Origin of the sequence: Sporosarcina ureae (genome assembly GCF_002109325.1) — a bacterium.
GTDB classification, from domain to species: Bacteria; Bacillota; Bacilli; order Bacillales_A; family Planococcaceae; genus Sporosarcina; species Sporosarcina ureae_C.
The window spans coordinates 1,715,080-1,731,835 of record NZ_CP015348.1 but is presented as its reverse complement, the minus strand read 5'-3'; the positions used below and the strand labels follow the sequence as shown (position 1 = coordinate 1,731,835).

The following is a 16,756-nucleotide window of genomic DNA, read 5'->3' as shown; positions in this document are numbered from 1 at the left end:
CTCTGTTGAAAAGAGAAAAGGAGACCCTTCTATTTTAGAAGATTTTTTTCCTGTCACGTTCATCCTTCAAGACTTCGACCGCTTCACGGAAACGCAGTGAATGGACGTTCTCTCTTTCTCTTAGAAACTTTAGAGAATCATTAATCCATGCATCGTCTGAAATATTGATAATCCATTGATACGTAGCGCGCGCTTTTTCTTCCGCTGCTATATCTTCGTACAAATCAGCTATCGGATCTCCCTTTGCTTGGATGTACGTTGTCGTAAAGGGTACACCACCCGCATTTTCATAAAACAGCGCATGACCGTGATTGACGTAATGTGCACCAAGACCAGCTTCTTCAAGTTGTTCTGGTGTAGCGTCTTTCGTTAATTTGTAAATCATGGTAGCTAGCATTTCTAAATGGGAAAACTCTTCGGTTGCAATATCATTCAGTACGCCGATCACTTTGTCAGGAACGGTGTAGCGCTGATTCATATAGCGTAATGCAGCAGCGAGTTCGCCGTCTGCACCACCATATTGCTCCGCGATGTACCTCGCAAGTTTTGGGTTACACTCTTTGACTTCTACCGGATACAATAATTTTTTCTCATAAACCCACATCCATATTCCCTCCAGTAACCTAGTGTGTATTTAAGACTACATTTGCCATGGCCAAGGTGCTTGGTTCCAACGCCAACCTGTATCAATTGCTTGTTCCGACGGTATGGAATGCAGCGAAAGCGGTCCGAAACGCTTTTCATACAATTTTCGTAACCTAGCCGCTTCTTTAATAGCAAGTCTCCATTGCGTAAGAGCTTCTTGATCTTCAGGGTGCGTGTTGGTATAGAGTGTCAGTTCGACTACTACAAAATCGGCTTGCTGCACATTCTTCAACATGTCTCTTCGCTCAGTCGCATCCATCAGGAGATCCCCTCCCTTTTTGAATAGCCATCGACTAGTGCCGGCCACAGCGACCCGTGTTGTAAAGCTTCAGCAGGTGAGAATTGTGGAAGTGAAGCGGGCTGGAAATTCATAAATAGTTGAGGCGGTAAGGAAAACGTTTTGACTTTGACAGGTGGACACGGATCCCATGGAGAAATATACGGTTCATAACTGCCTGTGAACGTATAATCCATTCGTTATCAACTCCTCTACGCAAGATATGTAACTTTCTCATGTCGTATGACTAAACAACATCACTCTGTGCAACGACCAGATGAACCTTAGTAGTCAAAAACTCATGTCGCGCAATAGTTATATGTAATTAACATATTTATAAATACATTGAAATCCAGTACAATGGAGGGAGTAAAGAATTAGACGGCTAAAATGACTAGTAAATTACTTTAAATGCCTAGTGCTGTGGAATGAATACAAATGAAGTGAGATATTTAAATGAAACGTGGAGATGAACTAAATGGATGATTACTCCATCTTTATCGGTAGACAACCGATATTTGATCGATCAGGTAATATATACGCATACGAATTATTGTATCGAAATAGCGAAGAGAACTTCTTTCCTGATATTAACCCCGAACAGGCTACAATTAGTTTGTTGGTCAATACATTCCTCTCTGTAGGAATTGATCAAGTAACGAGTGGTGTTCGTTCATTCATTAACTTCTCAGGCGAGCTATTGGCGCAGGATTTATTTATGAGTTTAGATCCCAATCAAGTCGTTATAGAGATTCTGGAAGACGTGGAAATCACTCCTGCCCTGTTACATCGTTTACGCATGTTTAAAGAAGCGGGTTTCACGTTAGCGCTTGATGATTTTATTTTACAAGACCAGTACTTGATGTACTCCCAGTTATTTGAGCTGGTAGATATTGTCAAAGTGGATTTCATGCTGACGAGTGTAGTTCAGAAAAATCGTATTGCTACATTTTTACGGAAATATCCAAAGCTGATTTTACTAGCAGAAAAAGTAGAAACGGAAGCGGATTATCAACTTGCATTAAGAAGTGGATATGATTTGTTTCAAGGTTATTTCTTTGCGAAACCAGAAATTATTAAAAGTGCAGATATTCCACCTAATACGCTAGTGCACTTACAGATTATTGATTATTTCCGTAAGGATACTCAATCCATTAATCAACTCTGCGATCTGATTATGCGTGACGTTTCGATCTCCTATAAACTATTGCGTTTTATTAATTCACTAGCCTTCGATATTCCACGGCAAATCAGCTCGATTAAGCAAGCGATTATGTTGATTGGCTTAAACGGTACAAAGAAGTGGTTGCAGGTTCTGATGTTGCATGACTTAGGTGTAGAGCAACAGGATGGTCGTGTGAAAGTGCTCGTTGAATTATCACTTCGTCGTGCAAGAACATGTGAACAGTTGGCGAAGTATAATAGAAAACCAAATAAGGATGAATACTTTCTCACAGGCATGTTTTCATTGATCGATGCGGTAATGCGTCGGAAATGGGAAGACATATTGCCGTTGCTATCACTATCGGACGTCATTATTGCCACGTTAAATGGAAAACAGACTGAAATGTCTTCTTATCTACAATTGGTTAAAGCTGTAGAATGTTTTGACTGGGAAACCGTAGAACGGTTATCTGCTGAGCTGTCGATCCCAAAGAAAGTGTTAAGTGAGATCTACCTTCAAGCCATGCGCTGGTCACATGGAATAGAGGAAGACTTGAGTTGAATACATACGAAAAGGCATTTTCTCTTGAAGATGCCTTTTTTGATGTGTAGTATATACAGTTATAATCTGTTCAGAAACTTTCTTTTCTGTAATATGTATAAACGGAAATACGTTATATCTCGTGAAATTAGGGTATGGAGTGTAGTAAGAGAGTTACCAAATGAACACTAGGAGTCGATAGTAGTGGATAAAAAATTCTGGAAAAATCCCGTGTTCTCAATTTCCGCCATATTTATTTTTGTGCTTGTTGTATTAGGAACGGTTATACCTGAATCATTCGGAAAAGCATCTGAAAGACTTTATCATTTCACAACAGATAATTTTGGTTGGTTTTACTTACTAACAGTATTTATCATTATCGTGTTTTTGGTAGGATTGGCAATCAGTAAATTTGGCGCAATCCGCTTGGGTGGCGACACGGAACGTCCAGAGTATCCATTCTTCACATGGATTGGCATGCTGTTCTCTGCTGGGTTCGGTGTAGGATTGGTATTCTGGGGCGTGGCGGAACCAATGAGTCACTACTTCAAGTCTCCTATGGCAGGCGTTGAAGCGCAGACAGAAGAAGCTGCTCGTATAGCGATGGGGTATTCTTTCTTCCACTGGGGCATTTCACAATGGGCTATTTTTGGTATTGTAGGTTTGGTCATTGGCTTCCTACAGTTCCGGAAGAAAAAGGACGGTTTAATTTCAACCGCACTCGAGCCCTTAATAGGTAGTAACCGTCACGTGAAGACAGGTATTGATTCATTTGCGGTAGTAGCAACTGTCATGGGTATTGCTACTTCACTAGGTATGGGTGTCCTACAAATGAGTGGGGGATTGGAATATGTATTTAACATTAAGAGTACATTCACCATTCAACTAATCATTATTGCAGTAGTATTCGTTGCGTATATGACCTCTGCTTCATCCGGCTTAAGTAAAGGAATCGCGTACTTAGGAAACTTCAACTTAGGTATGGCGATTGCATTATTGTTATTTTTCTTTATAGTAGGACCGAAAGTATTTATACTAGAAACCTTTACACTAGCTATAGGAGATTATATCAATAACTTCATTACGTACAGCTTGCGTCTGCAACCGTATCAGGGTGGTACATGGGTGAAGGACTGGACGATATTCTACTGGGCTTGGACAATTGCATGGTCTCCGTTCGTAGGTGCATTTGTTGCGCGCGTCTCCAAGGGCCGGACAATCCGTGAGTTCATCATGGGGGTCATGGTTATTCCACCAGCATTTTCTTGTATGTGGATTGCAACACTTGGAGGAACTGCCTTATACAGTGACTTACGCAATGGCACACAGATTGCAGAAGAAGTAGACAAAGATGTTACGTCTGCAATTTTTGCGACGCTTCAACACTTACCGATGACCGGTCTTGTATCGTTCCTCGCTATCGTATTGATCTTTACATTCCTGATTACGTCTGCCGACTCAGCTACGTATATTTTAGCTAGTATGACAACGCGTGGCAGTTTGTTCCCTCCATTGGTTGTTAAATTCGTCTGGGGATTCCTTATGACTGCTATTGCAGCTGTATTGTTATCAGCAGGTGGATTAGAAGCTTTGCAATCAGCATCACTTGTATCCGCCTTGCCGTTTACATTACTTCTATTATTATTAATCTTCTCTCTAGCAAAACTACTGACCAAAGAACCGATTACTGTCAGACCGACAGATATACGTCAATTTGAGCACGTAGAAGGCGAAGTCAAGAAGAGACGCAAACGCAAAGAAAGTGAAAAAGAGAAGAAAGCACGCAGAGAAGCTGAAAAGGCAAAAAAGATAAAAGAAAAGAACGATAGAAAGTATCAAGAACTTGAGAAAAAGAAGTATCTTGAAGTTGAGAAAGAAAAGAATGAATAATAGAAGGGACCGGTTCGTTGCTTTTGCACGAACCGGTCTTTTACCGCAGGAGGGGCAATGTATATGGCAATTGTAAAAGTAGAAGACGTTCAGTTTATAAGAGGGGATCATCAAATACTGCAAGACGTAAGTTGGGAGATAGAACAGGGACAGCAATGGGGAATGCTTGGGCTAAATGGTTCCGGTAAGACTTCATTATTATCTATTATTTCTACATATGAAATTCCGTCTGGTGGTGAAGTGGAAGTACTGGGTAAGCGCTTTGGTAATGCCTACTTACCTGAATTACGCAAAAAGATTGGCTTCGTCAGTAGTTCCCTAGAGAAGTTCTCGGACTATTTCTGGAATGAATCAATTGAGCGGATTGTGATCAGTGGTAAATTCGCAAGCTTCGGTATTTACGATAAAATCATGGATGAAGACTGGGTACGAGCGAGTTACCTAGTACAAGAATTTAGATTGGAACATGTAAAAGGAAAGAAATTTAGACTGCTGTCTGAAGGGGAAAAGCGTCGAGTGTTAATCGCTCGCGCATTAATGGGAGAGCCTGATTTATTAATTTTAGATGAGCCGTGTTCCGGCCTGGATATCTTGGCGAGAGAACAATTTCTTGAAGCACTTAAAATTGCCACGAAGAATAATGTTCACCTCATTTATGTCACGCATCATATTGAAGAACTCGTTCCTGAAATTACTCATGCTCTATTGGTAAAGGAAGGAAAGATCGTTGCAAGCGGTCCTAAAAAAGAAGTATTGACAGATGAACTCCTATCAGAGACGTATCAAGTTCCTGTAACGATCGAGTGGCGCGCTGAAAGACCTTATCTATCGATAAAATAATAGGACCGTATTGTTGTTTATAGCAAAAAGAAGAGGGGATGTTAAGTAAGAGTAACGAGCTTGAATCGTAGTGTACATAGCAAGTAAAAAAGGGGGTGGGCTCTTATGAAGAAAGTGGAACGCAAGTGGACAAAGAAACGTATAGCGTCTTATGTACTTTTGTTTTTTGCATTATTATATGCAGGCGTCATGCTATGGCAAACATATAAACCATTACCACCTGGTATCTCCTACAAAGGAGATTTGCATCAAGTAGAAGAAGTAGAGTTCATTTATGATTTGACATATTCAAAAACGAAAGAGAAAGATCATTATAAATCAGAACTCCGTATTTTTAATGAAGTATTTGAAATGATTAAAGATGCGCAAGAGTTTGTTGTCCTCGATTTCTTTTTAATGGATGACTACTATGATGAGAAAGAAGACTTTCCTCAAATAGCTGATCAACTAACAGACGTTCTCGTAAAGAAGAAGGAAGAGTTCCCCGACATGCCCATCGTTTACATAACAGATCCGGTAAATACCGGCTATGAATCGTATGAATCCGAGTGGTTTAAAGCGCTTGAAGAAGCAGGGGTTCAAGTAGTGTACACAGATTTGGAACCGTTACGTGATTCTATGCCCTTATACTCGGGTGTATATCGTATCTTCCTTCAATGGTTTGATTTTAAGGGAGGCAATCATTTCCCTAATTTCTTAGCCAGTGATGCACCAGATGTGAAGTTTTCTTCTTATCTGAAATTGCTAAACGTAAAAGCGAATCATCGTAAAACACTGGTGACTGAACAAGCTGCATTGGTGACTTCATCCAATCCGCACGCAGCAAGTGGTCGCCATGGCAATGTGGCATTTAAAGTAAAGGGACCAGTGCAGAATGATATATTGGAATCTGAGGAAGCTGTGCTTCAGTATTCGTCGGGCGGAAAATTACCGCGAATCAAAGCGGAAGAACAAAAAGGACCCTATCAAGTTCAGTACGTAACGGAAAGTAAAGTACTAGATGCTTTAGTTAGTGATATCGAAAAGGCGAAAAAAGGAGATCTGATTCGGATGGGTATGTTTTATCTTTCGGAGCAGGAAGTGATCCGACCGTTAGAAGAAGCAGCCAATCGTGGTGTTCATGTAGAGATCGTCTTGGATCCGAATGAAAATTCATTTGGTAGTAAAAAATCAGGATTACCCAATCGCCCAGTAGTACAGGAAATCAGGGAAAATACAGATGATAAAATTAAGGTGCGTTGGTATAATACCGTAATTGGTCAATACCATACGAAGTTAGTAACTGTACAGACCGCGGACAAGACGTACATTACAAATGGATCTTCCAATATAACAGAGCGCACGCTAAGAGATTATAACTTAGAAGCAAATCTCCGCATTATAGCGCCGACTGACAGCGAGTTAACAGACGAAATTAATGAATATTTCGATCGAATATGGAATAACGAAGATGCATTATATACTCTGGATGTAGAAGAATATCAAGACAGCCTGACGTTTTTCCAGCGCGGAATTTATGCATTGCAGCGTTGGGTGAAGCTGACAACGTATTAAGTGTCATGTGATAGAAATCAAGTAACAGCTTGAATAAAGTAGATGCTTGAAAGAAGCGGGAGGAATAATAAATGAAAATAGTCGTTTTTGGAGCAACAGGACGTACGGGTAGCGAAATAGTCCGTCATGCATTAGCAGACGGTCATGAGGTAACGGTATTTGTTCGGTCGCCAGAGAAATGTGAAGCGCAAGAAAACCTCACTATTATTAAAGGTGACGTACGTGATTCTACTGCAGTGAAAAATGCGTTGATGGGTGCTGAAGCAGTCGTGAGTGCTCTCGGCACTGATAAAACAACAACGCTTACAGAAGCAATACCTGCTATTATTGAGGGAATGCAAGAACATCGAATCCTAAGAATTGTCACGATTGGTACAGCGGGTATATTGGAAAGTAGAACAGAACCGTCGAAGTTACGCTATCAATCGAATGAATCTCATCGCAAATTGACATTTGCAGCAGAAGAGCATCATAAAGTATTCACTATGCTGCAAAATTCAGGCTTGGATTGGACAATAGTTTGTCCTACCTATTTACCTGACGGAGAGGCGGTTGGGACTTATCGAACAGAAAGAGACTACTTGCCTATAGATGGAGCGAAGATCTCTACTGGAGATACAGCTGCATTTGCTTATGATGAATTATGTAAGGGCGAAAATATAGGATATAGAGTCGGGATCTCATACTAACGTTTTTTATATAGTATATTATGTTCAAATGCTTAGTACTTTGTACGTTTTGAATTAAAATACCTCATTACCTTTTCCTACCTTTATGATATAATAGTATCATAGAGGAAAGGGGATTAGAAGATAGATGAGATGGTCCTTGAAAAGTTTAATTCAAGTCGTAGCAACCTTGGCTATCGTTTTAACGTTTCTGACTAGTACTACGGTTGGCTATCGTGTAAACAAGCAAACCTTGATAGACTCGACCTTGGAAACGAACTATGCATATGCCAAGAAGTTGTCATCTACTACTGATGCCTTTTTGCGTGATACGTTAAAAACACTTGAAACGAATGCGGTAGAAGTACTACCTCTTCTAGAAGATTCAAAAGCACAACCTCAGTTGAATCAAATAGCAGAGCGTATCAGGCAGCAGACAAGTACATTCAATTCAGTTGCTGTTTCTTCTGATGAAGGTGTTGTACTCGGTGTATCGCCACCAAGTCTAGACCTACTTGGAAAAAAGTTAACTTCATTCGGTGCGCAACAAGCTATTAAAGAAAAAAAACCTACTATATCTCCACCTTACGTAGGAATCACTGGTGAACTAATCGTTTTTATCAGTGTCCCTTTAATAGTCAATCAGGAGTATAAAGGGTTTTTGGGAGGTGCTATATACCTACATAAGCCGAACGTGCTAGAACAAATTCTGGGGGATCATTTCTATGATGATGGCTCCTATGTATATGTGGTGGATACGGAAGGTAAATTGATTTATCATCAGCTTGAAGAACGCTTAAAAGATAATGTCTCCAGTAATATTGTTGTTCAAAAGGTAAGTAGCGGAAATAGTGGTTTTTTGGAATTGATCAACACAAAAGGGATTCCGATGTTGGCAGGATATGCATATATACCAATTGCTAATTGGGGAATCGTATCACAAAGACCATTGGATGTTTCCGTCGCTCCTGCCAGAGATATGGTGTTAGAGATGGCATTTAAGTCTTTGCCATTACTACTACTATCGTTCTTACTCGTTAGATACTTTTCTAGAAAGATCGCCCTGCCGCTTCAGAGGTTAGCATATTATACCGAAAGCAGTATAGAATCAGATCAAAAAGAAAAAATGGAAAGTATCTCGGATTGGTACTATGAAGCAAGGCAGTTAAAAGGAGCCGTGTTAAATAGTTTAGATTACTTTAAAAAAGAGATAAACTATTTTATACATGAATCAACAACAGATCCACTGACGAAGTTGACCAATCGTCGAACCATGAATAGTCTTATGTCACAATGGGTAGCTGATGAAATACCATTCGCTTTCATTATTTTAGATATAGATAAGTTTAAGCGTGTCAATGATCGTTATGGTCATTCAGTTGGTGACGAGGTATTGATTTATTTAGCTGACTTAATGCAACGAACGGTTCGCGAACAAGACATTTGCTGTCGCTACGGAGGTGAAGAATTCGTCATTCTTTTACCGAAAGCAGATAAGGTGACTGCTTATTTGACAGCAGAACGGCTTCGTGAAAAACTGGAGGACACGATCAGTCCTTGTGGTGAAGTGATCACGATGTCAGCGGGGGTCGCTGCCTATCCGCTGCATGCAAATCATCCAGCGCGGCTTATCGAGTTGGCGGATCAAAGTCTGTATGAAGCCAAACGTACAGGACGCAATAAGACCATCGTCGTTTCCGATGAACCTCGGCATGAGTAATATGCCGAGGTTTTCTTGGATGCGTACTCATAGGAGAGGGGATAGAGAAATGCTAGAGCAGTCCATGGATAAACGCTTGCACATCAAAACACTTGGCGTTCGTGAGTGGATTCATCAATCGTCACATTATAATCGTTATGAAGCGACGCCTTACGAGATGCTAGATTATTTATTTACCCACCATGATTTGCTGAAAGACGGGAGTTTGATCGACTTTGGATGCGGAAAAGGAAGAGTCCCATTCTATGTGAATCATCTTTTTTGCTTAGATACGATAGGTATTGAAATGAATAGTGTGTTACACCGGGATGCCATGACCAACTTAATGGAGTATCGACAAGCGTTTCCTAAGAGACCTGGTTCCATTACATTTGAATGCTGTATAGCGGAGAACTATATCATTCCGGCAGAAGCTGTAACGTTCTACTTCTTTAATCCATTCTCTCTTGATATATTTCGCTCTGTAGTTCAGCGAATTCTAAAATCAGCAGAATACTCACCACGTGTCTTAGAAATCATTTTATATTATCCGACTGATGAGTACGTCTATTTCCTTCATCGCCATCAGTCATTCGAGAAAATAGCAGAGATACCTATTACACATTTGCAACTTCATGATAAAGCCGAGCGCTTCTTAGTGTATACATACAAACAGCCCTAATCCATGAGATGAGGGCTGTTTGCATATTCATATAACATGACTGAACCGTTGACCAATCCAGAAGATTAACTCCATCACGAGTGCTGCCAAGATACCTACTAGCAACCCACTAGAAAGAAGTGGTTGTAATAGTTCTGGAAGGGAAGAAAACACTGCAGCTGGCAATGTCATGATTGACAACCCGAGAAGCGCAGGCAATGCGACACGATAAATGTTTTTAGGCTCGAACGTTAAACCTTCCACATTACGCAAAGCCGAACGGAATAGCTGTAAATAGGCCACAAATAATACTGTGTTTCCTACACTTTGTGGGATAGTAGAGAAAAAGGCACTGAGTGGCGGTACCAGTCCAAGGATAATGAACAGTATAGAGCCGATGAAAAATGGAGCTCTGTCTTTTATTCCAGTAGATTGTAGAAAGCCGATGGATGAAGCGTAAGGCGCATATGGTACGAGACCTAATGCCCCTGCTCCAATATTTAATACTCCGGTGATGAAGAAGGAAGTTTTATACTGTCTCTTAGTAGTTTCTTTTTCATATATATCCTCAGCACCTTTTAGTGTGGCAATTGTATTGGTCGTGTTCAACAAGCCCGTAATCACCACCGTAATAACGATACCGATTTCCAGTGTAGGCTCACCCCAAGGAAACCATTGTATAAATGGAGTGGCTTTGATCGTTTCAGTAGCTTCTTGTGGGAAAATCAGTGTGGCACCGATCCATCCGACTGTCATACCAATAAGTAAATTCAAGCTGCTGATGATTCCTTTTCCTTTCACATGAACTAGAATCGTCAGACCTGCTAGAGCAAATGAAAATAGGGTCGTTGACAGGCTGATAAATTCTCCATCATTTAGACCAATCATTCCTTTTAGGAAGATCGTGATCAATTGATTGGCAAGCAGCAATAGAAATACGAACATCACAGTGGGCGTGAACCACTTTTTGAGGATTTCTCCCATGCCAAGCGTCCCGAGAATAGCTACCAATACACCAGAAATCATGGCGCCAACTGCAATACTACCTCCAACAGTCGTTAAACTTAAACCCATAGCGCTTGCAGTACCTGCCAAGCTGAGCACGACACCCCACCATAAACCTGACTGACCTTCCAACAGCGCCAAGCGGTGTCCAAATGCTCCTTGCAGTAAACAAGCAAGTCCTGTAAAAATAAAGGAACGTTGTATTGCCGAAACGATTTCAATCTGCTCAAGCTCAAAAGCAGTACCGACTGAGATCGGAATTACAACTGTATTAGCGAACATAAAGAACAGCCATTGAAATCCTGCCAATGCGGTAATGGAGTACCGCATTTGATTAGTGCCCATTCTCATCTCTCCCTGTAAATACTTGTCTATGTATAAAGAAAAATTGAAATATAAAGAAAACTATAGCATAAAACTAATTGATTGAATAATATTTCCTACAATTACCTGATGGAAAAGGATTAAGATATCATTTTCCGCAATAAAAAGAGCCGGCAGATGAAAGTCTGCCGGCTCATACTATGATTGTATATCTTTTAATAACAGTAATAGTTCGTCAGAAGGCACGGGTCTAGAATATAAGAAACCTTGCGCTTCATCACAGTTGAGTGTCTTGAGGAACTCAGCTTGCTCGTAAGTTTCTACTCCTTCAGCAATCACGCGTAAGTGCAAGTTCTTAGCCAAGTCGATAATAGCTTTCACGATTACTGAATTGGTACTTAGCTCTCGTATAAACGATTGATCAATCTTCAGATGAGTTAAAGGGAACCTGGATAAATAACTTAACGAAGAATAGCCTGTGCCGAAATCATCGATACTAATCTTAATACCGATATCTCGCAGCTCTTGTAATATGTTTTGGCAATAGTCCACGTCAGAAGTCATGCTTTCCGTTATTTCGATATTCAAATAGCGGGCTTGCAGACCAGTTTTATGAAGTGTATCTTTGACATCCGTCACAAAACTAATACTTTTAAACTGACGTAATGAAACATTGACACTCATTAACAGGGAAGTATAACCTAGGTCTTGCCATTCTTTAGCTTGTTTACAAGCTGTTTCAAGCACCCACAAACCAATAGGGAGAATCATTCCAGTTTCTTCTGCTATCGGAATGAATTGTCCGGGAGATATCGTTCCGCGCGAAGGATGCTGCCAACGGACCAAAGCTTCTACGCCAATCATATTTCCAGTATCAAATTCAAATTGTGGCTGATAATGCAGAGATAATTCCTTTTTGTGAAGAACTTGACGTAATTCCATCTCAATTAATGTTCGTTCCATTAAATCTTTATACAGTTCTTCTGTGAAAAATTGATAGGTGCTCTTACCTGATTGCTTTGCTAGATACATAGCAGAGTCTGCATTTCGGATCAGCGTATCATACCGTGCACCGTCCTCGGGAAACATGCTGATCCCGATACTTGGTGCGATAAATATCTCCAAGTTTTCTATGAGGAAAGACTTCGATACTTCATTGACGATTCGCTGGGCAACCATTTGTGCTCCTTGTTTTGTCGTGGAAGAACACAGTATAAGAAATTCATCACCACTGAGTCGGCCAACTAAATCATTTTGTCTAACGAGAGTTTGTAATCTTGTGCCAACTGCTTTTAGCAATTGATCTCCTATATAATGTCCCATAGAATCATTGATGTTTTTAAATCGATCTAAATCCATATAAAGCAAGGCGAAAGATTCTCGGCTGTTTATTCTGGTCTCGATTAGGTCTTCTACAGTCTGTTTTAATAATCGTCTATTTGGCAAACCGGTTAGATGGTCGTGGAATGCCATATGTTCTACTAAACGTTCAGCTTCTTTGCGGTCTGTAATATCGCTAGCGGTACCCACAACTTCGATTACATTTTCCCCTTCGAAAATAGGGGAGAGATAAACGAGGAAGGTTCTGGATTGGTAGTCAATTTCAAACTGTGCAACGCGGCCGAGTAGAGCGCCTATAAGTTGTCGCTTAAATGTAGACAGATTAAATTTTTTGTCCGATACGAATTGGTTTAGAGTATCCGCAGTAATTCCTAACTGTTCAATTACTTTTCCTTCTAGTAATGTAATTTTAATTTGATTACTTTCATCAAAAGAGTATTTAAAAATAGCGTTTTGAAGATTTTTTACAGTTAAACTGAAATCATTTTTTAATGCCAATTCCAGTGATTTTTCTGCTTCCATCTGCGAGGTTACATCTTGGCGTATGGAAATGTATTGAAAAGGCTTGCCATCCGAGCCGATGAACGGAACGACTGTAGTGTGAACCCAATACAGATTTCCGGACTTTGATTTATTGCGGATGACCCCCCTCCATACTTGACCGGACTGAATCGTTTCCCACATATTCGCAAAGAAACTTTTAGGATGCGTACCTGAATTAACTACCCGATGTGTTTTGCCTATCAATTCTTTACGTGAATACTCCGAAAGAGTACAGAAGCGGTTATTGACATAAGTAATAACGCCTTGTGGATTGGTGATGACGACTACTGCTGATTCGTCCAATGCGTATTTGAAATTTTGCAAGTCGGTACGTGTTTTAGCGTACTCGTTAGAGACGAGCTTGGATCCAGTCACATCAATATCAAGTGAAAGATAATTTGTTAAGTTTCCAGCGGTATCATAAATAGGTACAATGGTGACATCCAGCCAGTGCACTGTACCGGACTTGGAAAAAATCTGAATAGCTTCTTGATAGACAGTATTATGTATAAAGTGCTCTGTAAGCATATAAAGCGTCTCGTCAGTAGAGACTCCTCTATTCAACTTCCCCCACGTTCTGCCGATCAATTCGTCTTCGTCATAACCCGTCAGTTCACAAAAGTTTCGGTTTACATAAGTTAGACGACCGCTTAAGTCGATAAGGGATATGCAGAATTTCTCATCAAGGAGTGTAGATAGATATGGAGAAATACTAGGAGTATATAACGGCATAAAGGCACATCCTTTCATTTAAGGTAGTTATAGTAAATAGAATAGTCCTTGTTTTAATAGTCCGGGAGTCGTGAAATTATATAAAAATACCTAATAGGCGGAAGTATACACTTTATCTGTCTGATTATAACATGAATGAGAGAGTTTTGAACTAGTTATTAAGAGAAATATATATAGGTTATTGGAAGTGTGAAATTGAGTGATATTTGATGTAGCAAAAAAGACTACGGAAGCTTAGTGAAGCCCCGCAGTCTTTCTATCTTTTTGGTTCATAATGAAGAGTTCTAAATAACTCTTTTCGTTCTGAATCGGTCAGTTCCCGCCATTCTCCAATAGGTAGATCACCCAGTTCAATATTTAATATTCGTACACGTTGCAAGCGATGAATATGATAGCCGAGTGCTGCACACATTCTGCGGATTTGACGATTTAGACCTTGCGTTAATATAATGGAAAAAGTTTTGGGTCCTAGTTTCTTCACCGTGCAAGGTTTCGTTACGGTGTCAAGAATCTTCACACCGCTTTCCATTTGTGAGATAAAAGAAGCGGTGATAGGGCTATCCACTGTGACGATATATTCTTTATCGTGTCCATGTTCTTCACGCAAGATTTCATTGACGATATCACCGTCATTCGTTAATAGTAGTAAGCCATCTGAATCTTTGTCCAATCGACCGATATGGAAAATTCGCAGTGGATGGTTAATGAAGTCTACAACATTTCCTTTAATATGGCGCTCTGTCGTACTAGTAATACCTACTGGTTTATTGAGTGCAATATACACTAGTTGTTCTTCTTGTTGAACCAGTTTGCCATCTACAACCACTTGGTCACTTGCTTCAACTTTACTTCCGAGTTCTGCGAGCTGACCATTGATTTTAACGCGACCGTCAGCAATCCACTGATCTGCGCCACGCCTAGATACAATACCTGCACCGCTTAGAAATTTATTGATTCGCATAAAGATTCTCCTCCCCACACTTGTCACAATAAGCTCATTATAGCATTTTTCCTATAAGAAATTGTTGACATTAAAGATTCAGCATATTAAGATAAATGTAATAACTAAGGGACAGAAGGTTTCGATAGCGGAATCGTCCTCGGCAGATGAGTTCAGTTAGTAGAGAAGAGAATAGTGAAAAGATATGAATAAGAAGAGTAGCGAGTGCTTGTGCTTCCTAGAGAGTCAGTGGCTGGTGGGAACTGATACACAGCGTTCGTGAATGGACTTATGGCAGCTGTTTTGATGAAAAACAGACGTTTGCTCGCGTTAAGAGCAGTGTGAAAACACATAAAGTGGGAGTGCTTCGGTGCTTCAATTTGAGGTGGCAACGCGGTTACGTAATCGTCCTCTGCAACAGGCTAACTGGCTCTGTTTGCAGAGGGCTTTTTCTATTTAATTAGACAAATTACACAGCAGTCCATAAGAGAAGAGGAGAATGAACATGATGACAGAACAGAAGAACTTGCGAGTAACGACACGAAAGATTGAAGGAGATTCTTTAACACCAATATTGATTTTTAGAAGATTAAAAGGAAATCATAAGTTCTTGCTGGAAAGTTCTTCGCAAGCAGGTGGATCAGGGCGTTATTCATTTATTGGACTGAATCCTCAAAAAGCCTACCGGGGTCGGGATGGTGTAGTAGAAGAAATCGTCTACTCGACGAATAGAACATATACGCATGAAGGAGATCTATATACATTACTGAAGCGACTGATGCCACGTATTACCGAAGATGCAGGATTCCCGTTCACGGGTGGTGCGGTCGGTTATGTAGGATACGGAGCCGCAAGAAACGGTGAACAGCGTGGAGTAGATGACCTCCAGATTCCGGATGTCTATTTCAATATTTACGATACGGTTGTCATCTATGATCATGAATTACATGAGGTTACATTACTGCATACAGAAATAAATCCCGTATATGAATCACCTGACTTGGACGCTATTGAAGATATGATCGTTAATGGATCAGTCGATAAAGAAGATAGTGTTTCACTTTCCGATTATCGTTGTGCCATATCAAAAGAAGAGTTTGAACGACGTGTCCAGATTGTGATTGATGCAATTAAAGAAGGGCAGGCGGAACAAGTAGTCCTATCACGACGTTTAGAAGCAGATATTACGGGTGATCCATTCGCATTGTATCGTAAACTGCGCCGACGTAATCCATCTCCATATATGTATTACATGGAGTTTGAAGATCATACCGTCATCGGAACATCACCTGAAAGTCTGGTGCGTGTTACGGGAGAGCAAGTATTAACGAATCCTATTGCAGGAACTCGCAGACGAGGTCGAGATCAAGCGGAAGATCAAGCACTTGAAGTGGAGTTGCGTAATGATCCGAAAGAGCTGTCCGAACACGATATGTTAGTTGAAGTGAGCAAGAAAGAACTACAGCAAATCTGTCGCCCAGAAACAATTGAAGTGGCGAATTATTTGGAGACCGTTCGCTATGAACACGTCATGCACTTAGTTTCTGAAGTGAAAGGTGACCTAGCTCCAGGCTTACATGCACTGGATGCATTGAAGGCGACGATGCCTGCTGGTACTGTAACAGGCTCTCCAAAAACGGCTGCTATGGATATGATTGATGAATTAGAAGACCAGCATCGCGGAATTTACGGTGGTGCGATTGGTTATATCGGTTTGAATGGTAATATCGACTTCGCACTCACAATTCGCACGATGCTTGTCAAAGACGGTAAAGCTTATGTTCAAGCAGGCGCTGGAATAGTAGAAGCTTCTGTTCCATCACTAGAATATAAAGAAACATCCAATAAAGCCCGTTCCTTGCTTGAAGCAACGGAAACGGCAAAGTAATTACTAAGGCTCAAGCCTTACCGAAGGATAGCGACAGCGCTGAG

Annotated in this window: 14 protein-coding genes and 1 other annotated feature; of the genes, 8 read left to right on the top strand and 6 right to left on the bottom strand. The window is 40.6% G+C overall.

Features of this window, described 5'->3' with window-relative positions; translation table 11 throughout:
- Positions 1-34: 34 nt before the first annotated feature.
- Genes SporoP32a_RS08705 through SporoP32a_RS08695 form a run of 3 tightly spaced genes read right to left on the bottom strand, consistent with a single transcriptional unit; the run spans position 35 to position 1,119 of the window.
- Positions 35-604: a manganese catalase family protein gene (locus SporoP32a_RS08705; protein WP_085427536.1), complete on the bottom strand. Its 570-nt coding sequence runs from the start codon at positions 602-604 to the stop codon at positions 35-37.
- A 36-nt stretch (positions 605-640) separates the two neighbouring features.
- Positions 641-904 (bottom strand): spore coat protein CotJB, encoded by a 264-nt coding sequence (locus tag SporoP32a_RS08700; RefSeq protein ID WP_085427535.1) that lies wholly within the window; start codon positions 902-904, stop codon positions 641-643.
- On the bottom strand, positions 904-1,119 hold the full coding sequence (locus tag SporoP32a_RS08695) for a spore coat associated protein CotJA (protein ID WP_085427534.1): 216 nt from the start codon (positions 1,117-1,119) through the stop codon (positions 904-906). The genes SporoP32a_RS08700 and SporoP32a_RS08695 overlap by 1 nt, the downstream gene beginning before the upstream one ends.
- A gap of 281 nt (positions 1,120-1,400) precedes the next feature.
- Here SporoP32a_RS08695 and SporoP32a_RS08690 point away from each other — a divergent pair, with 281 nt between their 5' ends.
- The 7 genes from SporoP32a_RS08690 to SporoP32a_RS08660 all read left to right on the top strand — a co-directional run bounded on the left by SporoP32a_RS08690 (position 1,401) and on the right by SporoP32a_RS08660 (position 9,960).
- Entirely contained in the window at positions 1,401-2,648 is a 1,248-nt protein-coding gene (locus tag SporoP32a_RS08690) for an EAL and HDOD domain-containing protein (RefSeq protein WP_085427533.1), read from the top strand.
- 183 nt (positions 2,649-2,831) lie between these two features.
- Positions 2,832-4,517, top strand: coding sequence for a BCCT family transporter (locus SporoP32a_RS08685; protein WP_085427532.1), 1,686 nt, complete (start codon positions 2,832-2,834; stop codon positions 4,515-4,517).
- Between the two features lie 63 nt (positions 4,518-4,580).
- On the top strand, positions 4,581-5,357 hold the full coding sequence (locus tag SporoP32a_RS08680; RefSeq protein ID WP_085427531.1) for an ABC transporter ATP-binding protein: 777 nt from the start codon (positions 4,581-4,583) through the stop codon (positions 5,355-5,357).
- A gap of 105 nt (positions 5,358-5,462) precedes the next feature.
- Positions 5,463-6,911, top strand: a complete 1,449-nt coding sequence (locus SporoP32a_RS08675) for a phospholipase D family protein (protein ID WP_085427530.1) — start codon at positions 5,463-5,465, stop codon at positions 6,909-6,911.
- A gap of 71 nt (positions 6,912-6,982) precedes the next feature.
- Positions 6,983-7,600: an NAD(P)-dependent oxidoreductase gene (locus tag SporoP32a_RS08670; RefSeq protein ID WP_085427529.1), complete on the top strand. Its 618-nt coding sequence runs from the start codon at positions 6,983-6,985 to the stop codon at positions 7,598-7,600.
- Between the two features lie 127 nt (positions 7,601-7,727).
- A complete protein-coding gene (locus SporoP32a_RS08665; RefSeq protein ID WP_085427528.1) occupies positions 7,728-9,299 on the top strand; it encodes a sensor domain-containing diguanylate cyclase in 1,572 nt (523 codons plus the stop codon).
- A 49-nt stretch (positions 9,300-9,348) separates the two neighbouring features.
- Positions 9,349-9,960: a hypothetical protein gene (locus SporoP32a_RS08660; protein WP_085427527.1), complete on the top strand. Its 612-nt coding sequence runs from the start codon at positions 9,349-9,351 to the stop codon at positions 9,958-9,960.
- A gap of 27 nt (positions 9,961-9,987) precedes the next feature.
- Here SporoP32a_RS08660 and SporoP32a_RS08655 read toward each other — a convergent pair whose 3' ends face one another.
- The 3 genes from SporoP32a_RS08655 to SporoP32a_RS08645 form a co-directional block, all read right to left on the bottom strand.
- Positions 9,988-11,289 carry a uracil/xanthine transporter gene (locus tag SporoP32a_RS08655; RefSeq protein ID WP_232319498.1) on the bottom strand — a complete coding sequence of 434 codons (1,302 nt, stop codon included), beginning with the start codon at positions 11,287-11,289 and terminating at the stop codon, positions 9,988-9,990.
- 177 nt (positions 11,290-11,466) lie between these two features.
- The gene (locus SporoP32a_RS08650; RefSeq protein WP_232319497.1) at positions 11,467-13,884 is read right to left on the bottom strand and encodes a bifunctional diguanylate cyclase/phosphodiesterase; all 2,418 of its coding nucleotides are present in this window, start codon (positions 13,882-13,884) and stop codon (positions 11,467-11,469) included.
- A 256-nt stretch (positions 13,885-14,140) separates the two neighbouring features.
- Positions 14,141-14,845 (bottom strand): pseudouridine synthase, encoded by a 705-nt coding sequence (locus SporoP32a_RS08645; protein WP_085427525.1) that lies wholly within the window; start codon positions 14,843-14,845, stop codon positions 14,141-14,143.
- A gap of 175 nt (positions 14,846-15,020) precedes the next feature.
- Positions 15,021-15,240, top strand: a binding site (T-box leader).
- A gap of 89 nt (positions 15,241-15,329) precedes the next feature.
- Between SporoP32a_RS08645 and SporoP32a_RS08640 the strand changes: the two genes are divergently transcribed.
- A complete protein-coding gene (locus SporoP32a_RS08640) occupies positions 15,330-16,712 on the top strand; it encodes an anthranilate synthase component I family protein (protein WP_232319496.1) in 1,383 nt (460 codons plus the stop codon).
- Positions 16,713-16,756: the final 44 nt, after the last annotated feature.